Source organism: Rathayibacter sp. VKM Ac-2803 (genome assembly GCF_009807175.1).
In the GTDB taxonomy this organism is placed as follows: domain Bacteria; phylum Actinomycetota; class Actinomycetes; order Actinomycetales; family Microbacteriaceae; genus Rathayibacter.
The window spans coordinates 917,181-938,453 of sequence record NZ_WUCD01000001.1 but is presented as its reverse complement, the minus strand read 5'-3'; the positions used below and the strand labels follow the sequence as shown (position 1 = coordinate 938,453).

Genomic DNA, 21,273 nt, shown 5'->3' with positions numbered 1-21,273 from the left:
CTTCGCACCACCGCCGACGGCGGGGATCCCTTCGGGGGTCCCCGCCGTTCGTGCGTCCGCCACCCGCGCACCCGCCACCCCCTTGCGCTCCGAGCCCTCACTCCCGCACTCTCTTTCCTATAGGATCTTTTGTGCGTCCAGAGTCGGGCGCCCGAGTGCAAGGGAGCACGATGACCGAAGTCAGCACCGGCGGCGGAGCCCAGACCTGGGACGACGTCGACTGGAATCCCGACAGCTGGACGGCCGAGACGTGGCCCATCGCCACGTGCCTGCACGGCATCCCCCCGGTCGGCCCCGACGGCGTCGCGCTGCACGACGCGGCCCCCGAGGTCTGGGACGACATGTTCGCCCAGGTCGAGCAGGTCGGCTTCACCCTCGCCGAGCTCGCCGACAGCCACGTCCGCCCGGCCGACCTCGAGCCCTCGCGGCGCGACGAGTTCCTCAGCATCGCGCGGTCGCACGGCATCGGCATCCCCTCGGTGCACCTGCAGCGCCAGAGCGTCATCATGCCCGGGCACGAGGAGAAGAACCTCGCCTACGCGCACCGCACCATCGACGCGGCCGCCGAGTGGGGCATGAAGGTCTTCTCGACCGGACTGCACCAGCCGTTCAGCGAGGCGCAGAAGCGCGCTCTGTGGTTCTGGACCGCCGAGGGCCCGAAGGACCCCGACGACCCCGAGGTGTGGAACGCCGCCGTCAGCCGCATCCGCGAGCTCGGCAGGCACGCCGCCGACGTCGGCCTGCCGCTCGCCCTCGAGCTCTACGAGGACACCTACCTCGGCACCGCCGACAGCGCCGTCCGCTTCGTCGAGGAGGTGGGCCTCGACAACGTCGGCCTCAACCCCGACGTCGCGAACCTCATCCGCCTGCACCGCCCCGTCGAGAACTGGCGCGAGCTGTTCGCCAAGACGCTCCCCTACGCCAACTACATGCACGTGAAGAACTACACCCGCGACGAGTCGGCCGACGGATCGTGGGCGACCTCGGTCCCCTCGAGCATGGAGGCCGGTCTCATCAACTACCGCCAGGTCCTCCGCGACGCGGTCGAGGGCGGGTTCCGCGGCATCCTCCTCGCCGAGCACTACGGCGGCGACAGCCTCGGCATGTGCGGGACCAACCAGACCTACATCCGCTCGCTGCTGCCCCGCGCGGCCCGGGCCTAGAAGGAACGAGATCATCATGACGTCACGCAGAATCGCCGTCGTCGGCTCCGGCTACATGGGCGGAGGGATGGCCCAGGTCCTCGCGCTCTCGGGCGCCACCGTCGTCATCGCCGATATCTCCGAGGAGATCGCGCGCAGCAACTACGAGCGCCTCCTCACCGAGACCGCCCAGTTCGTCGCCGACGGCCTGTTCCCGGCCGACGCCGTGGAGCGCATCCGCGAGAACCTGTCGCCCGCCGTCTCGATCGAGGAGGCCGTCGCCGACGCCGACTTCATCGAGGAGGCCGTGCCCGAGAAGATCGAGATCAAGCACGAGACCCTGCGCCGCATCAGCGCCGCGGCCCGCGCCGACGCGGTCATCGGATCGAACACCTCCACCATCCTGATCGGCTCGCTCGCCGAGGCGGTCACGAACCCCGAGCGCTTCCTCGGCGTGCACTTCTCGAATCCCGCGCCGTTCATCCCCGGCGTCGAGCTGATCCCGCACGCCGGCACCGCCGAGAGCGCGATCGCGCTGGCCGAGGAGATCGTCGCGGCGACGGGCAAGGAGACCGCGCGGGTCAAGGACTCGACCGGCTTCGTGCTCAACCGCCTGCAGTACGCGCTGTTCCACGAGGCGACGCAGATCGTCGAGGAGGGCATCGCGACCCCCGAGGACATCGACACGATCGTCCGCACCACCTTCGGCTTCCGCCTCCCGGTCTTCGGCCCGTTCGCGATCGCCGACATGGCCGGGCTCGACGTCTACGCCTTCTGCTACGCCTCGCTGCAGACCCGCTGGCCCGAGCGCTTCGCGACTCCGGAGTCGCTGGCCGCGCTGGTCGACGCCGGCAGGTTCGGCACCAAGTCGGGCGCCGGCTACCTCGACGTGCCCGCCGACCGCACCGCCGAGCTGATCGCGTACCGCAACCGCGCGTACGTGGCCATCAAGAAGCTCATGGACGAGCTGGGCCCGGCACCGATCGCCTGAGCACGCTTCCAAGACCCTCCCGACACCGTCGTCAGAAAGGCACCCATGTTCCCCGAGTCCCGCACCGTCGTCCTCACCGGCGCCGCCTCGCCCCGCGGCATCGGCCGCTACTCCGCCCACCACCTCGCCGAGCAGGGCTGGAACGTCGGCATCATCGACCTCCAGGCCGAGGCGGCCGAGGAGGTCGCCGCCGAGATCGCCGAGCAGCACGGCGTGCAGGCCGCCGGCGCCGGCGCGAACGTCGCCGACGACGCGCAGGTCCGCGCCGCCTTCGACACCCTCGAGGCGGCGCTGCCTCCGGTCGTGGCCCTCGTCAACCTCGCCGGAGTCGCCTCTCCCGTCTCGTACCTCGAGGTCACTCCCGAGGAGTGGCAGCGCGTCATCGACATCAATCTCAACGGCGTTCACTTCACCACGCGCCGTGCGGTCGAGACGATGGTGACCCGCGGAGTCGGACGCGTCGTCAGCCTCTCCTCCGTCTCGGCCCAGCGCGGCGGCGGCACGTTCAGCAAGACCGCCTACTCCGCGGCGAAGGCCGGTGTCATCGGCTTCACCCGCAGCGTCGCCCGCGAGCTCGGCCAGCAGGGGATCACGGTCAACGCGATCTCCCCCGGCCCGATCGACACCGACATCATGGGCGGCACCCTCACCGAGGAGCGCAAGACAGCCATGGCGGCCGACGGCGTCCTCCCCCGCATCGGCACCCCGCGCGACATCGCGGCGGCCATCGCGTACCTCATCAGCGAGGACTCCGGCTTCGTGACGGGTCAGACCCTGAACGTCGACGGCGGCCTCTACATGCACTGACCTATCGGCATCAGCCCGGATCGGAACCCCTCATGAACAAGCTCGTCGGAACGTGGTCGATCGGCCGCTTCATCTTCCTCGGCGTCGGAATCCTCCTCGTCGGAGTCGGCGCCGCCCAGATCCTGCCCGCTCTCGGCGCCTGACCCTCCGGGTCCCGCGCCCCTCACTCCGCACCATCGGTCAACCCTCAAAGGAGAGTGCCTTGTCCACCGCTTCGCCGTCCGCGGCCCTCGGATCCAGCCGTGATCCCGCACTGAAATCCGCCATCTCCAAGGCGTCCCGGCATCTCATGCCGATGCTCGTCATCCTCTACTTCGTCGCGTTCCTCGACCGCACCAATGTCGGGTTCGCGGAGGAGGCGCTCTCGGTCGACCGCGGCATCTCCGACGGAGCGTTCGCCCTCGGCGCCGGCATCTTCTTCATCGGCTACGCGATCTTCGAGATCCCGAGCAACCTGCTGCTGAAGCGCTTCGGCGCCCGCTTCTGGCTCGCCCGCATCGCGGTGACCTGGGGCATCGTCGCGGCCTGCTTCGCCTTCACGACCGGCGACACGATGTTCATCATCCTGCGCTTCCTGCTCGGCGTGACGGAGGCAGGGCTCTTCCCGGGCGTCATCATGTTCCTGTCGGAGTGGTTCCCGAACAAGGTCCGCGTCCAGATGTTCTCGATCTTCTACCTGGCGCAGCCGTTCTCGCAGATGCTCGGCGCACCGCTCAGCGGCGGCCTGATCAGCGTCGGCAACCAGATCACCCCGTGGGAGGGGTGGCAGGTGATGTTCTTCGTCGAGGGCGTGCTCGCGGTGATCGCGGGAATCGCGGCACTGAAGTTCCTGACGAACCACCCGTCGAAGGCGAAGTGGCTGACGCAGGGCGAGAAGGACTCGTTGACCGCCGCGATGGAGCGCGAGGACACGGTGCGGCAGGCCGACGGACCGACCGGCATCTGGCGCGCGATGGCGAGCTGGAAGGTCTGGTACTTCACGGTCATCTACTTCTGCCTCCAGATCGCGGTCTACGGCACGACCTTCTACCTCCCGCAGCAGGTCGCGAACCTGATCGGCCAGGACGTCGGCTTCCAGGTCGGACTCGTCTCGGCCATCCCGTGGCTCGTCGGCCTCTTCGCCTGCTACTACGTGGGCAAGCACGCCAACACGATCCGCCGCCGCCGCTCCTGGGGCTCGCTGTTCTACATCTTCACCGGCCTCTCGATCTTCGGATCGGCGTGGGCGGGAGCGACGGAGCAGCCGATCCTCGGCCTGCTCTTCATCACCCTCGCGGTGGCGAGCTTCCTCTCGGTCGGACCGATCACCTGGGCCTACCCGACGGCGTTCCTCACCGGCGCGGCCGCCGCGGCCGGCATCGGCCTCATCAACTCGCTGGGCAACCTGGGCGGCTTCGTCGCCCCGCTGATGCGCAACGGCTTCAACGAGGCCGTCCCGACCGACAGCGGGGTCTGGGGAGTCGTCTCCCTCGGCGTCTTCGCCTTCCTCGCCTCGGCGATGATGTTCAGCACCAAGTTCTTCCGCGGCTCCAAGGCGGACGAGCTGCTCGAGACGACGAGCGTGCAGGCGGGCCACTGACCCGCTGTCCGCCCGAAGGCCCGGTCGCTCCGCACGGCCGGGCCTTCGTCGTGTGCGGCCCATCCACCCATGCTGATCGAGTAGCCCGCAAAGCGGGCGTATCGAGATCCACGTCCGCCAGAAGACCGAGTCCGGGAACCGATCCGCTGGAGCCGGTGGGTCTCGATACGCCGCCTCCGGCGGCTACTCGACCAGCATGAATTCCGGCGGTCCTGCGCGGCGCCGGCCCGCTCAGCGCACGGAGTCGCGCCGCGAGCGCTCGCGGACGCGCTCGATGTGCGAGCGCATCGCCGCCGCGGCGGCCTCGGGGCCCTCGGCGAACGCGTCGACGATCGCGCGGTGCTCGATGACGGCGTCATCGGCGTCGCTGATGCCGGTCTGCACCGTCTGCCGCATGCGGTGCACCCGCGTCGAGATCGCGTCCGACATGTCGATCAGGAACGGATTGTGCGTCCCCTCGAAGATGAGGTGGTGGAAGTTCCAGTCGACCGCGAAGTACTCCCGCAGCAGCTCGACCGGCAGCTCCCCCGCGGAGGAGGCGGCGCGCACGACCGCGGTCATCTCCTCGTGCTCGAGGAGCGCCTGCTGCAGCCGCGGCACGAGCGCCGCCTCGTGGGCCGAGGCGAGCGCCGCGGCGCCGCTCTCGAGCACGAGTCGCGCGTCGAACAGGGCGTCGAGCTGGTCGTCGGCGAGCGGAGGCGCGACCCGGTAGCCCTTGTTGGCCACGCGCGTGACGAGGCCGGTGCGCTCGAGCTGCACGAGCGCCTCCCGCACGGGCGTCGGCGAGACGCCGAGCTCCCGCGCGACGGCGTCGATCGACAGCCGCATGCCCGGCTCGATGCCGGGGCCGAGGAGCACGTCGAGCACGCGGTCGTAGACGTGGTCGCGCAGGCCGCGCCGTTCGATCGACTCCGAACCGGGGAGGCGGAACACGGGGTCGGTCATCAGGGGCCTCGCGGTGTCGTCGGTGGGGGAGGACGCCAGCATACGCAGTCGCGGGCGCCCGTCCCCGAGAGGGGCTAGGCCTTCTCGTACGCGACGATCTCGGCGACCTTCTCTGCCGAAGCGCTCGAGGTGTCGAAGACGTAGCCGAGCCACTCGCGCACGTTGCGGCGCGCGAGCTCGATGCCGACCACGCGCTGGCCCATGCAGAGCACCTGCGCGTCGTTCGAGAGCACGCTCCGCTCGACCGAGTAGCTGTCGTGCGCGGTCACCGCGCGGATGCCCGGCACCTTGTTCGCCGCGATCGCGACTCCGAGGCCGGTGCCGCAGATCAGCAGGGCCCGGTCGGCCTCGCCGCGCGCCACCCTCTCGGCCGCGGTGGTCGCGACGGTCGGATAGGCGGTGTGCCCGTCGGCGTCGACTCCGACGTCGACCACCGAGACGACGCGGTCGTCGGCCTCGAGATCGCGCTTGAGGATCTCCTTGTAGTCGTAGCCGGCGTCGTCGGATCCGATGACGATCCTCCAGGTGGTGCTCACGGGGTCTCCTTCGTCGAGGCGGTGGTGTCGGTCAGCTGCGCGGCGATCGTCTCGACGATCAGCGCGAACGAGATCGCTCCGGGGTCGGGGGTGCCGAGCGACTTCTCGCCGTGCGAGCGCGCCCTCCCGAGGCCGGGCATGAGGTCGGAGGTGGCGTCGGCGGCGGCGCGGGCACTACCGGCGGCGGTGGTCCAGGCGGAGGCGAGCGCTTCGCCCGCCGAGACCCGCTCGGCCAGGGTGTTCACGAACGGAGCGAGCGCGTCGACCATCGTCTTGTCGCCGATCGTCGCCTTGCCGTACTCGCGCACTGCGTCGGAGGCGGCGGTCGCGCCGGCGCTGACGTCCTGCGCGGTCACGGCGCGGTCGTCGCCGAGAGCACCGCCGAGCGTGTTCAGGATGACGCCCCAGAGCGCTCCGGAGGTTCCGCCGGCCCGGTCCGACCAAGCGTCGCCGGCGCGGGCCAGGAGCGACTGCGCGCCGGCGCCGCGCTCGAGCACCGACGCGGCCTCCTCCGCTGCGGCCCGGGCGCCGCGCTTCATGCCGATGCCGTGGTCGCCGTCTCCTGCGATGGAGTCGAGGCGCCCGAGCTCGTCGGCGTTCGCGTCGATCACCGCGCGGACGGCGTCGAGCGCCGAGGCCAGCACGACCGCGGCGGCGCGGGACTCCTCCGTCGACTCGGGCAGCTCCTCCTCCGCGACCTCGTCGCTCGAGGCGGCGACCGCCACGAGCGCCCCGCCGTCGACCGACCCCGTGCGGTAGGCCGGGGTGTCGCTCGGAGCCGTCCACAGCGTCTCGAGCTCGTCGTCGACCCAGAAGAGGGTGAGCGAGACGCCCGCCATGTCGAAGCTGGTGCAGAACTCGCCGACCTGCGGGTCGACGAGGGTCACGCCGCGCGCCTCGAGGAGATCGGCGATCGTGCTGTAGACGACGAAGAGCTCCTCGCTCTTCACCGAGCCGAGACCGTTGAGCACCGGCACGACGCGCGCTCCGTCGATCGAGACGCCCTCGGGGATCTCGGCGTCGGCGAGCAGGTGGGTGACGAACAGCTCGCCCAGCTCGGCCGCGCTCGGGATGTCGACCTCGTCGATGCCGGGCTCGCCGTGGATGCCGAGGCCGACGGCCATCCGTCCCTCGGGGACCGTGAAGAGCGGCTCCTCCGCTCCCGGCAGCGTGCAGCCGGTGAAGGCGACGCCGAGCGAGCGGGTGCGGTCGTTGGCCGCGACGGCGACGCGCTCGACCCCGTCGATGTCGTAGCCGGCGGCGGCCGCGGCGCCCGCGACCTTGAAGACGGTGAGGTCTCCCGCGATCCCGCGGCGCTTGTGCGCCTCGGCGGGCGGGGCGCTGAAGATGTCGTCGGTGACGGTGACGGTGCGGCAGTCGATTCCCTCGGCGCGCACCACGTCCTGCGCGGCGGTGAAGTGCAGCACGTCGCCGGCGTAGTTGCCGTAGCTGAGCAGCACGCCGCGGCCCTGCTCGCTCGCGCGGACGACGCTCTCGACCTGGTGCGCCGACGGCGAGGCGAAGAGGTTGCCCATCGCGGCGCCGTGCGCGAGCCCCGGGCCGACGAGGCCTGCGAACGCGGGGTAGTGGCCGGAGCCGCCTCCGATGACCACGGCGACCTCGGGCTCCTCGGAGCGGGTCGAGCGCGAGACGCCTCCGACGACCTTGCGGACCCAGCGGCCGTTGGCGCGGACGAAGCCGTCCACCATGTCGTCGGCGAAGTCGGCCGGTTCGTTCCAGAGTCGGGTCATGCGCGCGGTGCTCCTCATCATCGAGTCGTGCGGCCCTGCGGCCGAACAGCATCGATCCTATAGGATTCCACCCCATCGGGCCAGTGCGTTGGCTACTGCCGACCGACCGCCAGCGCCTCCTCCTCGACGTCGAGGAACGCCAGCGCGCTGACCACCGCGGGCTCCTGGTAGCGCCCCTCCGCGCGGGCCTTGAGCACCGCCTCCCGCTCGGCCTCGATCATCACGCGGCGCAGCCGGTTGTACGAGCGGGTGAGCGGCTCGCCGTCGGCCGGAGGGTTCTCGAGTGCGTCGGCGAGGAACGTCGCGTTCCGCCGCAGCCGGTCCAGCACCCGCTCCTCGACTCCGTCCTGCGGCTCCTGGTCGAGTCGCGCGAGGCCGGCGGTCTGCGCCTCGGCGAGCAGCATCTGCTTCTCGACGTGCTCCTGCATCTCGTTCGGAGGCGGCAGCTCGAGCGCGCGGACGAGGCGCGGCAGGGCGAGCCCCTCCACGAGCGTGCCGGCCACGACCACGAAGGCGAGGAACTGGAGGAACGCCCGCTGCGGAGTCTCCTCGGGCAGCAGGAAGGCCGCGGCCAGCGTCACCACTCCGCGGATCCCCGCGAACGAGACCCCGATCGCGGTCGGCCAGGTCCAGCCGCGCTGCTGGAGCCGCCGCGGTCCGTGCCGGAACAGCATCGTCGTCATGCACATCCACAGCACGCGACTGCCGATGAGCGCCGCGAGGATCGCCGCACTGATGCCCACCGTCTCCCCGACCCCGATGCCCGAGTCGGCGGTCGCACCGACGACGGAGGAGAGGCTCAGCCCGATGAACAGGAACACCGCGTTCTCGAGCAGGAACTGGATCGTGCGCCAGTTCAGCGACTCCGCGATGCGCGCCTGCGCGGACTGGATCACCGGCGAGCGGAAGCCGAGGAAGAGCCCGGCGACGACCACCGCGAGCACTCCGGAGCCGTGCAGCAGCTGCGCCGGGATGAAGGCGACGTAGGGCGTCACCAGCGAGAGGCTCGTGTCGAGCACCGACGACTGCACCTGCTTGCGGATGAATCCGAGCACGACGGCGATGACGACGCCCACTCCCGCGCCGACCACGACGGCCAGCACGAAGTCGAGCGCGATGCCGCCGGGCGTCACCGTGCTCACGATCGCGAGCAGGGAGGCGTTCAGCGCGACCAGCGCCGTCGCGTCGTTGAGCAGGCTCTCGCCCTCGAGCACCGTGAGCATGCGCCGAGGGAGGCGGAGCCGCCCCGCGATCGCCGTCACCGCCACCGCGTCGGTCGGCGCCACGATCGCCCCGAAGGCGAGGGCGGCGGCGATCGAGATCGCCGGGACGACGGCCCACGCCACCGCACCGACGACCAGCACTGTGAAGACCACGAGCCCCACCGAGAGCAGCAGGATGCTGTCGCCGCGGGCCCTGACGTCGAGCACGGAGGTGCGGATGGCCGCCGCGTAGAGCAGCGGCGGCAGGATCCCGTAGAGGACCACGTCGGGCTCGACCACCACCTCGGGGATGCCGGGCACGAACGAGACCAGCGCCCCCACGAGCACTAACGCGACCGGAGCCGACCAGCCCACCCGCCCCGAGAGGCCCGTCACGATCACGGTGACGACGACGAACGAGACGATCCAGATGATCGCGACGACCGGTTCCTCCACGGCGGCTCCCCTTCTCCGGCGCACCGCGCGCCTCCGGGGACCATTCTGGCGGCGCGGCGGTGCCCGGCGGCGAGGCGCTAGGCGCGGGACTCGTGCACGTCGCGCGCCTTCGTCACGCGGGCGGAGTCGACGGGGTTCATGCCGAGGACGATCTTGCCGCGGGAGTGCCGCTTCTCGAGGTCGTCGAACGCGTCCTGGATGTGGTCGAACGGGTAGAAGCCCGAGACCAGCACCCGCAGCTTCTGCGCCCCGACCAGCGTCACCAGCTCGCCGAGGATCTCGGTGTCGCGTCGCGCCGTCTCGGGGTCGGGCCAGACGGCCCGCAGCTCGATCTCCTTGCGGTCGTCGCTGGAGTGGAAGCGGCCGGGCTCGATGCCGAGCTCCTGCGCGAGCGCGGCGTTGTCGCCGCCGAAGTTGTCGAGGAACGCGGTCACGCCGTTCGGAGCCGCGGCTCGGATTCGGTCGGCGATCCCGTCGCCGTAGACGATGGGCTTCACGCCGATCTGGCGGAGGTAGTCGAAGTTGCGCTCGCCGCACGTGCCGAGCACCGTCGCTCCGCGGAGCTTCGCGAGCTGGATCTCGAGGCTGCCGACTCCGCCGGCCGCGGCCGACACCACGACGGTGTCGCCCTCGCGCACGCGGACCGCCTCGAGAGCGCGCCAGGCGGTGACCCCCGCGAGGAAGAGGGCGCCGCCCACCTCCCAGCTGACCGAGGCCGGCTTCGCGACCAGGTTCTCGCGGGGCACGACGACGTGGGTCGCGTGCGAGCCGACGAGCGCGTGGCCCACCACCTCGCTGCGCAGCTTCAGATCGGTGACGCCATCGCCGAGCGCGACGACCGTGCCGGCCAGGTCGGTGCCCTGCCGCATGGGGAAGACAGCGGAGTGGTCGGAGTCGAACATCCCCTGCCGGATGAACGCCTCCATGTGGTTCACCCCCGCCGAGAGGACCTCGACGAGCACCTCGCCCGCCCCGGGCTTCGGCCTCTCGACCTCCGCGATCTCGAGGACGTCAGCCCCTCCGAAGCGGGAGTACTGGACGACACGGCTGGAATCGGGACGCAGACGGCTCATGCCCCATCCTCTGCCCATCCCCCCGCAAAAGAGTTACCCCCGAATGGGGACGTGCACTTCTGATCCTCCCGAAGAGCGGCCCCCGACCCCACCCGCGTCAGCAGAGGGGCCTCCCGCAACGGGACACTTCCCCCAGAGAACCGGCCCTCCGGCCCCTCCTCCCCTGCTGGTCGAGTAGCCGCCGCAGGCGGCGTATCGAGACCCACCGGCTTCAGCGGATCGAGCTTCTGCCCCGCCCTTCTGACGGACAGGGATCTCGATACGCCCGCTGCGCGCGCTACTCGATCAGCAAGGGGGAGAGAACCAGCCCCCTCCCCCCTCCCCCCACCTCCCCTTCTTTCTTGGCTAAGAGAACACCGTCTCAGTTGGCGACGCGCAGCGTGACGGCTGCACTGGTCGTGAGGTTCCCGGCCTTGTCCTGGGCCTTGGCCGTCACCTGGTAGCTGCCGTTCGGGTACGAGGCGGAGCTCGCCGAGAGCGTCCACGTGCCGTTCGACTGCTTCACGCCGTTGCCGAGCTTCGTCGATCCCGCGTAGAACGCGACCGCCGTCACTCCGACGTTGTCGCTGGCGGAGGCCACCAGTCGGATGGAGCCGGTGACCGTCGTGCCCGAGGCCGGCGAGGTGATCGCGACCGTGGGCTTCTGGGTGTCGGGCGCCGTCGCCGGAGGCGTGGTGGGCGGCGTGGTCGGAGGCGCCGTGGTGGGAGGCGTCGTCGGCGGCGTGGTGGGAGGAGTGGTCGGCGGCGTCGTGGGCGGCGTGGTCGGCTCCGTCACGGTGCCGGTCGGGAGGGTGCTCACGCCGTAGCCGAAGTAGCGGCCGGCGGTCGCGCGCGTCGGGTCGCCCTGGAAGGTGCGGCCGCGGGTCGTGGCGGCCTTCGCCTGCGCGATGACCTGGGCGCGGATCTGCGTCGGGGTCTTGCCGACGCAGGATCCACCGGAGCTCAGGCAGTCGAGGACGACGCCGCTGACGGCCGCGGCCGCCATGCTCGTGCCGGACTGGATGTACGCGTACGAGCCGCCCTTCTTGGTGGTGTACGGGCACATGCCCGGAGCGGCGATGGTGTGCTTCTGGTCGGCGGCCGAGACGGCGAAGTTGCTGTTGACCGCGACGGTGTCGTCCTTGGTGGTGATCGACGCGCACGGGATCGAGGCGAGTCCGCCGGGCTTGCCGTCGTAGTTCGCGAAGTTCGTCACGGCGAGGGTCTCGTCGTAGGCGGCGGGGATCCAGCCCGCGAGGTCCTCGGAGGTGTTGCCGGCCGAGCCGACGGTGACGACGCCCTTGCTCTCGAGGTCGCAGATCGCCTGGTGGATCACGTCGCCGTTCGAGCGGCCGCAGTTGCCGTCGTCGGTGCCGTAGGTCGCGAGCGACATGTTGACGACCTTGATGTTGTACTTCGCGGCGTTGGCCGACACCCAGTCGAGGGCGCACATCAGGGTCGCGGTGGTGCCGCGGTTGTTCGCGTCGAGCGCACGGACGGAGTAGACGGGAGCGCCGGGGGCGACGCCGACCGTTCCCGAGCCGTTGTCGAGGGCGGCCATGTAGCCCGAGACGCCGGTGCCGTGACCGTTGGCGTCGGCGGCGGTGCCGGACCCGAAGCAGTTGATCTGCTGGGCGAGGTTGTAGTCGGGGTGGGCGCTGACGCCGGAGTCGATGACCGCGACGGCCGGGCCGGAGTAGTTCGTCACTCCGTCGCCCGCGCGCACGGGAGCCTTGTCGGCCTCCGCCGTGAGCACGTGCGAGGGGATCGTCTGGGCCTGGCCCTCGACGACCTGGTCGGCCGAGGCGACGCCGAGGATCCGCGAGTCGGCCTCGAGGAGCGCCTTCTGGCGATCGGTGAGGGTCGCGGTGAATCCGGCGACGCCTCCGTCGTACTGGATCTCGTCGGCGATGCCGAGAGCCGAGACGAGCTGCTGCGAGACCGACTTGGAGTCGACGGTGACGAGGTAGCGGCCGGAGGCGGCCTGGGCGGGGGCGGAGCCGGCGAGGGCGAGGCCGCCGACCACGGCGAGCGCCGTCGCGAGGCCCGCGGCTCGGCGGAGCAGGGATCGGGCCGGCGGCGCGGAGGCCGGAGCGGTGCGAAGGGAGGACACGGGTTCCGTCGATTCTGTCGGCGTCTCGGCCGACGGTTCGGTGGTGGAGTGCGAGGAATCGAGGGCGCACGGACAGGGCGCCCGCGCCGCTGCTGCGGGACTCGGGTAGGCGCCGGGAGGCGGCGTGGAGTGCGGGTCTCTCCGTGCGGTGACGGCCTGAACCGCGCCCGCTCCCCCCGTCGGAGTGACTCGCTCTCGACTCCAACAGACTTCGGGTGATTTCACAGCATCTGGGGTGGCCCCAGTACGGGGGTCATTTGCCCCCCTGTCCCACAAATGATGACCCTTCCGCGCGACCCGGTCGACCCGCCCGCGAAACCCCCGGTCACAGCGCGGGTTCAGCCGCCGTTCGCCCCGCGTCCACGCGGCTTGACTCCCCCTTTGCGCGGAGTAGTGTCGTCGCTCGTGACACACGAGGCGCCGCCGTCCGACGCGGAGGAATTACCCACCGACCCGAACGAGCTCCGCACCGCGAAGCACTTCTTCATCGGCGAGCCGCTGCCCAGCGACAAGCTCGAGGGGCAGCTGCTGCCCAAGCGCCTCGCGCTCCCCATCTTCGCCAGCGACCCGCTCTCCTCCGTGGCCTACGCGCCGCAGGAGCTGCTGATGATCCTGATGCTCGGCGGCCTCTCCTTCCTCACCTTCGCCCCGTGGGTCGCGGCCTGCGTGGTCGTCCTGCTCGTCGTGGTCGTCCTGAGCTACCGGCAGCTCATCAAGGCCTACCCCTCGGGAGGCGGCGACTACGAGGTCGCCCGCACCAACATCGGCGAGACGGCCGGCCTCACGGTCGCCGCGGCGCTCCTCGTCGACTACGTCCTCACGGTGGCGGTCTCGGTCGCCTCGGGAGTGGACAACATCATCTCGGCCGTGCCCGAGCTCGCGCCGCTGCGAGTCGAGCTCGCGATCCTGTTCGTGGTGCTCCTGGCGGCCGTCAACCTCCGCGGCGTCTCGGAGTCGAGCAAGGCCTTCGCCGTCCCCACCTACCTCTTCGTCGCGAGCGTCTTCGTGATGGTCGTCGTCGGACTCGCCCGCACCGCCTTCGGCGACACCCCGGTCGCCGAGTCGGCCGGCTTCACCGTCGAGGGCGAGCAGCTGACGCAGGCCGCGGTCGTCCTCCTCCTCCTGCGCTCCTTCGCGAGCGGGTGCGCCGCGCTGACCGGAGTCGAGGCCATCTCGAACGGCGTCCCCGCGTTCCGCGTGCCCAAGGTCAAGAACGCGCAGCGCACCCTCGTCGCGATGGGCACGATCGCGATCACCCTCTTCGTCGGGCTCACCGCGCTGGCACTGCTCTCGGACGTGCACTACGCAGAGCGCGCCTGCGACCTGGTCGGCTTCGCGAACTGCGAGACGACTCCCCAGCGCTCGGTGATCGCGCAGGTCGCCGCCGCCACCTTCGGCAACAACACGATCCTCTTCTTCGTGATCCAGGCCGCGACCGCCGCGGTGCTGCTGCTGGCCGCCAACACGGCGTTCAACGGCTTCCCGCTGCTCGGCTCCGTCCTCGCCCGCGACGGCTACGCGCCCAAGTCGCTGAACACCCGCGGCGACCGCCTGATCTACTCCAACGGAGTGATCATCCTGGCGCTGGTCGCCGCCATCATCCTGCTCGTCTACCAGGCCTCGCTGACGAGCCTGGTGCAGCTGTACATCATCGGCGTCTTCGTCTCGTTCACCCTCGGCCAGTCGGGGATGGTGAAGCACTGGATCCGGATGATCAGGAACGGCGAGGGCTCGCGCACCGTCTACACCAGCCTCGGCATCAACCTGTTCGGCGCCACCCTCACCTTCGCGGTGCTCGTCGTCGTCACGATCACCAAGTTCACCCACGGCGCCTGGCTCGTCTACCTCGTGATGCCGATCCTCGGCTTCCTGATGGCGGGCGTGTACCGCTACTACCGCGACGTCGAGAAGGAGATCGAGGTCGACCCGACCACGACCTTCGGCGCCAACGGCGACCACGCGATCGTGCTCGTCGGCCGGATGAACAAGCCGACCCTGAAGGCGCTCGACTACGCGATCGCCGCGCGGCACGAGAGCCTCGAGGCGATCCACTCCTCCATCGACGACGCGCAGACCGCGCAGCTCAAGGCCGACTGGGCGAGCATGGACATCGAGGTGCCGCTGCGCTGCATCGCCTCGCCCTACCGCGACATCTCCTACCCGCTGATCAAGTACATCAAGGCGCACCGCCTCGAGCACGGGTCCGAGATCATCACCGTCTACATGCCGCAGTACATCGTCGGGCACTGGTGGGAGACGCCGCTGCACAACCACAAGTCGCGCCGCATCCGGCAGAAGCTCCTGCTCGTGCACGGCGTGACCGTGGCGCTGGTGCCGTGGCTGCTCGACTCCTCCGAGGTGATCTACGGGCGCCGGTCGCGCCCCATCCCCGGTCAGGCCCGCCGCGGCGAGCCGGTCCGCCCGGTCACGCGCCGCCCGATCCCGCCCGCCTCGGTGCTGCCGAAGGGCGCCGCCGGCGAGGGCGCGCCGCGGCGGCCGCAGGAGCGACCCTCCGCCGCCGCGCGCAACCGCGCCAAGCGCCGCTGACCGGCGGCCTCCGGGAGGAGCTCCCGGGCAGAGGTAGAGGGCCCGCGGCTCAGCCTGCGGGCCCTCGATTTCCCCTTGTGCCTTCCCCCGAAGGCGGCCCGCCCCAACGGGCCACCTCGACGGTATCGGCGGGCTATGCACCTGCGCATCCTCCTCACGACGGATCCGCTCCTGCTTCAGGACGAGGCACCGGCAGGCCCGCGAGCCGCCACAGCAGCGCCACGACGACGAGCGCGACGGCGGTCCAGCTGACCACGAGGATCGCCGCGTCGACCACGTACGAGCGGTACTCCTCCTCGAACGGGTCGAGACCGGTCCCCGCGAGCACGATCCCGGCCGGCACGATCGCCGCCGCGAGCACGGCCGTCCACGCGGCGAGCCTGGCCGGCCCTCGGCCGTCCTCCTTGATCGGATGCGGCCGCCGTGTGACGTACCAGACCGCCGCTCCGATCGCGAGGCCGAGCAGACCCAGCACCCCGCTCGCGTACTGCGCCCACTTGTAGCCGGGGAACGGGCCGAACTGCTGCTGCAGGAAGGGCGCCGCCGCGACGAACGGCCCGCCCAGGTGGGTGAAGCCGTCCCAGAGCACGTGGCTGGCCGATCCGATCACCAGGCCCGCCGCCGCGAGCAGCAGCGTCACGGTCCACGCGCGGGCGCCCCGCGGTCGCCGCGGGGGCGGGCGAAGGCGGACCCGCACGATCCACGGGGCGAGGTCGCGCCAGGCAGGCGCGAGCAGCACGCTCCAGAGCAGGAGGCCGAGCGCGCCGAGGAGCAGATCGACCGTCACGACGCCGAGGAGCGAGTGGGTCGACTCCCGCGCCCAGCGCACCGGCAGGTAGAGGCCGACATCGGGCACCATCGCGCCGACGGCCACCGCGGCGGCCGGGATGCGCCCGTTCGAGAACGCGAGAGCGACGACGGCGTGGCTCGGCGTGAACGGCATAGTGCACGGTATCCCGGTCGCCCGACGCGCGGTGCGTTCAGCGCCCGGGGGCGTCCGACGCGACGCCGTCGGGCTCCTCGGAGGGCGGAGGGGAGTCCGCCTCGGCCGGCTCGCCCGGTCGCCCCGCGGCGCCGATCGCGAAGAAGGTGATCCCGACCGGGAGGAACGCGATCCAGGCCGAGTTCCCGGTGAGGACGAGCACGGCGCACACCGCGAGGAACACGCCTCCGAGCACCATGAACGCGGCCTGCTGCCCCCTGGGTGCGCCCTCGTCCGATCGCGTCATCCTCCGACGCTACGTCGGCGATCCCTCCTCCGCGTCCGTCGCTGGTCGGAGAGCGCACGGCCCCCTTGCGGGAGGGAGCTCCGAGCGGGGCGACCGTAGAATCGCACGATGGTCCGGCCCGCCGGGCGGGGTGCGACGGATCGGAGCGGTGTGCGGAAGGCGTTCGCGATCCTCCGACTCGCACTCGCGGGCCTGGGCGCCGTGGGCCTCGTCGCCGACTTCTTCTACACGCTGGGCTTCCGCGCCTTCCAGATCGACAACTTCTTCGCCTACTTCACGACGCAGTCGAACATGGCCGGAGTCGTCGTGCTCGGCCTCTCGGGCCTCCTCGGCCTCGCCCGCGAGCGCGAGCCGCGCTGGCTCAGCAGCCTCCGCGCGCTGGTGCTGACCTACATCGTCGTCTCGGGCATCGTCTTCGGGCTCATCGCGGTCGAGGCCAACAACCGCGGGGTGCGGGTCGACGTGCCCTGGTCGAGCGCGCTCCTGCACTTCGTCATCCCGACGATCGCCCTGCTCGACTGGCTCCTCGGGCCGGGGCGGCACCCGGTGCGCTGGCGCTCGGCCCTCACCGTCCTCGGCTTCCCGATCGTCTGGGGCGTGATCACCCTCGTCCGCGGCGCGCTGATCGGCTGGTACCCCTACTTCTTCCTCGACCCGGGTCAGGTCGACGGGCCGGTCGCCTTCGTGCTCTACGACGTGATCGTGCTCGGCCTCATCTCGGGCATCGCGGCCTTCGTCGTCGCCCTCAGCCGGGTGCGCCCCCTCGGCGCGACGCGCAGCACGGAGTGGCGGGGCCCGCTGGCGAGGCTGCGCGAACTCGTCAGCCGGAGACGGCGGCGAACGGCTCCAGCGCCGTCTGCGCGACCGTGAGCAGCTCGTCGTCGCTCAGCGCCTGCAGCGACAGCGCCTGATCGGCCCCGAACACTCCGACGAGGACGGCCTCCCCCGTGACCGGCTGCAGGTTCACCCACTCGGTGATGCCCGCCTCCGAGCCCACGAGCGACCAGCGCGAGGCGGTCACGGCCTCGACGTCCCAGAACGGCTCGTCGAAGCGCAGCCAGAGCGAGTCGACCACTCCCGAGCCCAGCGCCGCGATCGCCGCCCGGTGCGCGAACGGCAGGGCGGGGTCGAAGGCGATCGCGTCGGTCTGCAGCACTCCGATCGGCACGGTGATCAGGACGCGGTCGGCGGTGAACGACTCCCCCGTCGCCAGACGCACGCTCGCGCCGTCCTCGTCGTAGCCGATGCCGCTGACGACGGCGCGCAGCGACACCTCGACGTCCTCGAGCAGGGTCTCGACGAGGGGCGCGAGTCCGTCCGTCAGGCTGCTGTCGGAGGCGTCGCTGAGATCCTCCGCGGTGGTCGCGGCCGACGCGTCGCCCAGCCCGTACCAGGCCGACAGCTCGGCGGTCGCGGCGCCCGTGCGCAGGGCGGCGCTCCCGGCGAGGTAGGCGGCCACCCGCTCGGCGTCGCCGTCGCCGCCGCCCGGCTCCGCGCTCGCCGGGTCGGGGGCGCCCGAGCCCGCGAAGGCCTCGGTCAGGGGCAGGTCCTCCTGCTGCTCGGCGCCCCACTCGAGAGCGCGGGTCAGGGCCTCGGGGCCGGTGGTCTGCACGTCGAGGTCACCGCCGTCGGCGGCCACCGAGCGGACGGTCGCGAGGTCGATGGCCGAGAGGGAGATCCCCGCGTCGAGCACGCTCTCGCGCAGCGCCGGGCCGGCCTCGGTCAGCGCCCAGGCGCCGGTGTCGACGGCGATCGGCCAGCCGTCGGGCGTCGAGGTCGCGATGCGGCCGCCGACGCGGTCGCGCGCCTCGACGAGGGTCACGTCGTAGCCGGCGTCGAGGAGGCGCCGCGCCGCGATCGCGCCGGCCAGCCCCGCGCCGATGATCGCGATGCGCTCGCCGTCGGCCGCGATCGCGGCGATCTCGCCCGCCGCGCGCACGCCGGAGTTCCAGGCCCCCTGCAGCGTCGCCGGCGCCTCGGTGTCGGTGGCCTCGCCCGCGAAGAACAGCCGGTCGAGCACGTTCTGCGCGAGGTCGTCGCGGTGCTCGGGCGTCGCTCCGACGGGCAGGTACGAGACGGAGCCCAGCGAGTACGGGTCGGTGCCCCAGGCGGAGCGCACGAACGCGGCGGGCGTCGGGACGGCGGTCGTGCTCACCGTCGGGACGGGCGCCTTCGTGACCGAGCGCGTCGGCGTCGGGCGCGGCGGCGTGCACCCCGCGAGGACCAGGAGGCCGACGCCCGTGGCGGCTCCCGACAGGAAGGTGCGGCGTCCGATCGTCATCCCCGTCATCCTACGTTCTCGGCCGTGCCTGCTGATCGAGCCCGCAGCCCGCGCAGCGGGCGTATCGAGATCCACGTCCGTCAGACGGCAAGGCCCGGAGCCTGACCTGCTGACGCTGGTCGGTCTCCTAGGAAAAGTGACCTCCTGCGTGTGGTCGCTGCCTTGCTGATCGAGTAGCCCGCGCAGCGGGCGTATCGAGATCCACCAGCGCCAGAAGTCCAGATCAGAAGCCCGATCTGCTGACGCTCGCGGGTCTCGATACGCCCCTGCGGGGCTACTCGACCAGCATGGAGGGCGACGAGCGCCCTCTTTTCCCTCACCACCGAGACGCATCGCGGCTTCGCCGCTCGATACGCCGCCTGCGGCGGCTACTCGACCAGCAGGCAAGGCGACGGGGCTACCCGACCAACCGGCTGCAGGCCGCCGCCCTCGCGATGCGGGTCACCGCCTCCTCCAGCACCTCCGGGGAGCAGGCGAGGTTGAGCCGCACGAAGCCGCGGCCCTCGCGGCCGAAGTCGGCGCCCGACGAGAGAGCCACCCGCGCCTCGGCGAGGATCACCGCGGCCGGATCGACGCCGAGTCCCGCGTCGCGCAGGTCGATCCAGGCGAGGTACCCCGCTCGCGGCCGACGGTAGCGAGCGGCGGGGAGCAGCCGGGCGAGCAGCGTCCCGAGCAGCGCGGCGCTCTCGTCGATCGCGGCGATCGTCCCGTCGAGCCAGTCCTCCGCCTCCTCGAACGCGGCGACGCTCGCGTGCAGGCCGAGCAGGCCCGTCCGCCAGGCGACCTCCTCCGGCAGCCGTCCGAGCGCCGAGTGGAGCCGCTCGTCGGCCGTCACGATCAGCGCGCACTTGAGCCCGGCCAGGTTCCAGCCCTTGCTCGCGGAGGTGGCGCACACGCCGACCCTGGCGGCCGCCTCCGACACCGCGAGGAACGGTGTGAAGCCGTCCTCCGTGCGCGCGAGCGGTCCGTGGATCTCGTCGGAGAGCACGATCGCCCCGTGCTCCTCGGCGAGCGCCGCCAGCTCGGCGAGCTCGGACGCAGGGTGCGGGAGGCCGAGCGGGTTCTGCGGGTTGCACAGCAGGATCGCGGCCGCTCCCGCCGCGAAGGCGCGCTCGATGCCGGCGAGGTCGAGGCGGTACGCGCCCGACTCCTCGAGCATCGCGACCTCGAGGACCTCGTGCCCCGCCTCCGGGATCAGCTCGAAGAACGGCGGGTACACCGGCGGCGTGATCACGACGCGGCTCGCCGGGGGCAGCAGGACGCGCAGCGTCTCGGGGATCGCGACGCTGACGTCGGTCGTGCTCAGCACCTGCGCGGAGTCGACCTGCCAGCCCCAGCGCCGCTCGGCGAACGAGGCGAACGCCCCCGCGAGCGGGCCGGGGCCGAAGGCGTAGCCGGTGTCGGAGGCGCGCACCCGCTCGACGAGCCGCTCGGCGATCACCGGCGCGAGCGGGTAGTCGGTCTCGGCGACGAAGAGCGGCAGCACGTCCTCGGGGTGGAGCCGCCACTTCGCGCTCGTCCGCTGCCGGAGGATCGCGAGCGGCTCGGCGCGGACGACGGTCATGCCTCCACCGTAGGCGGAGTGCAAGGCCGCGCGGATGCTCCGCCTGCAGTGGTAGGACTAGGGGCATGAGCAACGACATCCGCGAACTCTCCGAGGGCGAGAGCTATCTCGCCTTCTTCCAGGGCGGGCCGTTCGACGGCCAGACCGAGACCCGTGTCAGCACCGACGGCGGGTACGAGAAGGAGGTCGACGTCTACGCGGCCGTCGACGGCCAGGAGACCCACCTGGTCTACACCTCCGTCGCCGCGAAGGAGGTCGGCGAGGCGGTCCACGTGACGTACTCGCTCGACAAGCCCGACTCCGACCCCATCGAGGACCCGGAGGACCGCGGGGGCGGATTCCAGTAGCCCGCACCTCCCCCTGAGATGCCGCCCCGGTCGTGTTCCGCGCGACCCGGGCGGCATCTCGTGCGTCCGGCGCCGGAACTCCCGCCGATGGGGGTGCGACGCCTGCGGCCGGGCTAAACTGACGGTTCCTCATCTGCCGTGACTCGCGAGGGAGCCATCGTGACCGTGCACCCCAGGACCTCTCCGTGACGCCGCTGCGCGACTCCGCCGCTCGCGAGTGGCTGAGCTCACGCGGGATGCAAGCGGAGGCGGCGACGCTCACCCTCGTGCCACAGGAGTGGACGGGCTCCGGAGTGACGGTCCGGCGGCTCTGGCACACCGCCGCGTCGCTGCGTCGACCGGACGCGTCCACCGGCCTCCTGCTCGTCGTACCCCTCGAGGGCGTCGTCACGATCACCACGCCGAGCGGAGCGACCGACTCGGTCGAGCGGGGCCGGTTCACGACGCTGCCCGCCTCCGCGACCCTCACGACCGGGGCGCCGAGTGCGCGCCTCGAGCTGCTGAGCCCTCGAGCGGAGTCGAGCCCTCTGCTCGCCGTCCGCTCGTCCCCGGCGCTGGCGGTTCTCGTCGCGACGGCCGACGCGATCCTCGACGGCGACCTCGATCACGACGGGCCGAGCCGCGCCGGGCTCGGCAGCGCCCTCGAGAGCCTGCTCACCGCGGTGCTGGCGGGCTCCGCTCCGTGACGAAATGTGACCCTTCTCGGGGTCGACTCGAAGGCATCGAACCTA

The 21,273-nt window shown here is 71.6% G+C and carries 18 protein-coding genes; 8 read left to right on the top strand and 10 right to left on the bottom strand.

All coding sequences use genetic code 11. The annotated features are described in order from the left end of the window. The first annotated feature begins 170 nt into the window (after positions 1 to 170). The 4 genes from GRS96_RS04355 (at position 171) to GRS96_RS04340 (ending at position 4,519) form a co-directional block, all read left to right on the top strand. Positions 171 to 1,163: a sugar phosphate isomerase/epimerase family protein gene (locus tag GRS96_RS04355; RefSeq protein WP_159987812.1), complete on the top strand. Its 993-nt coding sequence runs from the start codon at positions 171 to 173 to the stop codon at positions 1,161 to 1,163. Positions 1,164 to 1,179: 16 nt separating this feature from the next. Then, entirely contained in the window at positions 1,180 to 2,133 is a 954-nt protein-coding gene (locus GRS96_RS04350) for a 3-hydroxyacyl-CoA dehydrogenase family protein (protein ID WP_159987811.1), read from the top strand. Between the two features lie 45 nt (positions 2,134 to 2,178). Continuing rightward, complete coding sequence (locus tag GRS96_RS04345; protein WP_159987810.1) at positions 2,179 to 2,940, top strand: SDR family NAD(P)-dependent oxidoreductase; 762 nt, start codon at positions 2,179 to 2,181, stop codon at positions 2,938 to 2,940. 289 nt (positions 2,941 to 3,229) lie between these two features. Then, positions 3,230 to 4,519 (top strand): MFS transporter, encoded by a 1,290-nt coding sequence (locus tag GRS96_RS04340; protein WP_159987809.1) that lies wholly within the window; start codon positions 3,230 to 3,232, stop codon positions 4,517 to 4,519. Between the two features lie 231 nt (positions 4,520 to 4,750). Here the strand turns inward: GRS96_RS04340 and GRS96_RS04335 are convergent, their stop codons facing one another. The 6 genes from GRS96_RS04335 to GRS96_RS04310 form a co-directional block, all read right to left on the bottom strand. Next, positions 4,751 to 5,464, bottom strand: a complete 714-nt coding sequence (locus GRS96_RS04335; protein WP_159987808.1) for a GntR family transcriptional regulator — start codon at positions 5,462 to 5,464, stop codon at positions 4,751 to 4,753. A 74-nt stretch (positions 5,465 to 5,538) separates the two neighbouring features. Continuing rightward, a complete protein-coding gene (locus tag GRS96_RS04330; RefSeq protein WP_159857875.1) occupies positions 5,539 to 6,000 on the bottom strand; it encodes a ribose-5-phosphate isomerase in 462 nt (153 codons plus the stop codon). Next, on the bottom strand, positions 5,997 to 7,751 hold the full coding sequence (locus tag GRS96_RS04325; RefSeq protein WP_159987807.1) for a dihydroxyacetone kinase family protein: 1,755 nt from the start codon (positions 7,749 to 7,751) through the stop codon (positions 5,997 to 5,999). Before GRS96_RS04325 ends, GRS96_RS04330 begins: the two co-directional genes overlap by 4 nt. Positions 7,752 to 7,843: 92 nt before the next feature. After that, on the bottom strand, positions 7,844 to 9,409 hold the full coding sequence (locus GRS96_RS04320; protein ID WP_159987806.1) for a cation:proton antiporter: 1,566 nt from the start codon (positions 9,407 to 9,409) through the stop codon (positions 7,844 to 7,846). A 77-nt stretch (positions 9,410 to 9,486) separates the two neighbouring features. Then, complete coding sequence (locus GRS96_RS04315) at positions 9,487 to 10,482, bottom strand: NADP-dependent oxidoreductase (RefSeq protein ID WP_159857881.1); 996 nt, start codon at positions 10,480 to 10,482, stop codon at positions 9,487 to 9,489. 361 nt (positions 10,483 to 10,843) lie between these two features. Beyond that, the gene (locus GRS96_RS04310; protein ID WP_159987805.1) at positions 10,844 to 12,574 is read right to left on the bottom strand and encodes an Ig-like domain-containing protein; all 1,731 of its coding nucleotides are present in this window, start codon (positions 12,572 to 12,574) and stop codon (positions 10,844 to 10,846) included. 486 nt (positions 12,575 to 13,060) lie between these two features. Here GRS96_RS04310 and GRS96_RS04305 point away from each other — a divergent pair, with 486 nt between their 5' ends. Beyond that, positions 13,061 to 15,121, top strand: coding sequence for an APC family permease (locus tag GRS96_RS04305; RefSeq protein WP_235022056.1), 2,061 nt, complete (start codon positions 13,061 to 13,063; stop codon positions 15,119 to 15,121). Positions 15,122 to 15,275: 154 nt separating this feature from the next. Here the strand turns inward: GRS96_RS04305 and GRS96_RS04300 are convergent, their stop codons facing one another. Both GRS96_RS04300 and GRS96_RS04295 read right to left on the bottom strand, forming a co-directional pair. Beyond that, positions 15,276 to 16,064, bottom strand: a complete 789-nt coding sequence (locus GRS96_RS04300; RefSeq protein WP_159857887.1) for a DUF4184 family protein — start codon at positions 16,062 to 16,064, stop codon at positions 15,276 to 15,278. A gap of 37 nt (positions 16,065 to 16,101) precedes the next feature. Next, positions 16,102 to 16,350 (bottom strand): hypothetical protein, encoded by a 249-nt coding sequence (locus tag GRS96_RS04295; protein ID WP_159857889.1) that lies wholly within the window; start codon positions 16,348 to 16,350, stop codon positions 16,102 to 16,104. 108 nt (positions 16,351 to 16,458) lie between these two features. Here GRS96_RS04295 and GRS96_RS04290 point away from each other — a divergent pair, with 108 nt between their 5' ends. Next, positions 16,459 to 17,220 carry a Pr6Pr family membrane protein gene (locus GRS96_RS04290; RefSeq protein WP_159987804.1) on the top strand — a complete coding sequence of 254 codons (762 nt, stop codon included), beginning with the start codon at positions 16,459 to 16,461 and terminating at the stop codon, positions 17,218 to 17,220. Here the strand turns inward: GRS96_RS04290 and GRS96_RS04285 are convergent. Continuing rightward, a complete protein-coding gene (locus GRS96_RS04285) occupies positions 17,171 to 18,631 on the bottom strand; it encodes an NAD(P)/FAD-dependent oxidoreductase (protein ID WP_159987803.1) in 1,461 nt (486 codons plus the stop codon). The genes GRS96_RS04290 and GRS96_RS04285 overlap by 50 nt on opposite strands. 397 nt (positions 18,632 to 19,028) lie before the next feature. After that, on the bottom strand, positions 19,029 to 20,195 hold the full coding sequence (locus GRS96_RS04280; protein ID WP_159987802.1) for a MalY/PatB family protein: 1,167 nt from the start codon (positions 20,193 to 20,195) through the stop codon (positions 19,029 to 19,031). A 65-nt stretch (positions 20,196 to 20,260) separates the two neighbouring features. Between GRS96_RS04280 and GRS96_RS04275 the strand changes: the two genes are divergently transcribed. Continuing rightward, positions 20,261 to 20,542: an oligoribonuclease gene (locus GRS96_RS04275; protein WP_159857895.1), complete on the top strand. Its 282-nt coding sequence runs from the start codon at positions 20,261 to 20,263 to the stop codon at positions 20,540 to 20,542. A 185-nt stretch (positions 20,543 to 20,727) separates the two neighbouring features. After that, the gene (locus GRS96_RS04270) at positions 20,728 to 21,228 is read left to right on the top strand and encodes a hypothetical protein (protein ID WP_159987801.1); all 501 of its coding nucleotides are present in this window, start codon (positions 20,728 to 20,730) and stop codon (positions 21,226 to 21,228) included. The last annotated feature ends 45 nt before the right edge of the window (positions 21,229 to 21,273 follow it).

Coding starts and splice junctions, on each gene's coding strand:
- GRS96_RS04315 (WP_159857881.1), bottom strand. CDS start 10,482: ATGAGCCGTCTGCGTCCCGATTCCAGCCGTGTCGTCCAGTACTCCCGC.
- GRS96_RS04325 (WP_159987807.1), bottom strand. CDS start 7,751: ATGACCCGACTCTGGAACGAACCGGCCGACTTCGCCGACGACATGGTG.
- GRS96_RS04300 (WP_159857887.1), bottom strand. CDS start 16,064: ATGCCGTTCACGCCGAGCCACGCCGTCGTCGCTCTCGCGTTCTCGAAC.
- GRS96_RS04355 (WP_159987812.1), top strand. CDS start 171: ATGACCGAAGTCAGCACCGGCGGCGGAGCCCAGACCTGGGACGACGTC.
- GRS96_RS04280 (WP_159987802.1), bottom strand. CDS start 20,195: ATGACCGTCGTCCGCGCCGAGCCGCTCGCGATCCTCCGGCAGCGGACG.
- GRS96_RS04275 (WP_159857895.1), top strand. CDS start 20,261: ATGAGCAACGACATCCGCGAACTCTCCGAGGGCGAGAGCTATCTCGCC.
- GRS96_RS04335 (WP_159987808.1), bottom strand. CDS start 5,464: ATGACCGACCCCGTGTTCCGCCTCCCCGGTTCGGAGTCGATCGAACGG.
- GRS96_RS04290 (WP_159987804.1), top strand. CDS start 16,459: ATGGTCCGGCCCGCCGGGCGGGGTGCGACGGATCGGAGCGGTGTGCGG.
- GRS96_RS04285 (WP_159987803.1), bottom strand. CDS start 18,631: ATGACGATCGGACGCCGCACCTTCCTGTCGGGAGCCGCCACGGGCGTC.
- GRS96_RS04350 (WP_159987811.1), top strand. CDS start 1,180: ATGACGTCACGCAGAATCGCCGTCGTCGGCTCCGGCTACATGGGCGGA.
- GRS96_RS04345 (WP_159987810.1), top strand. CDS start 2,179: ATGTTCCCCGAGTCCCGCACCGTCGTCCTCACCGGCGCCGCCTCGCCC.
- GRS96_RS04295 (WP_159857889.1), bottom strand. CDS start 16,350: ATGACGCGATCGGACGAGGGCGCACCCAGGGGGCAGCAGGCCGCGTTC.
- GRS96_RS04340 (WP_159987809.1), top strand. CDS start 3,230: ATGCCGATGCTCGTCATCCTCTACTTCGTCGCGTTCCTCGACCGCACC.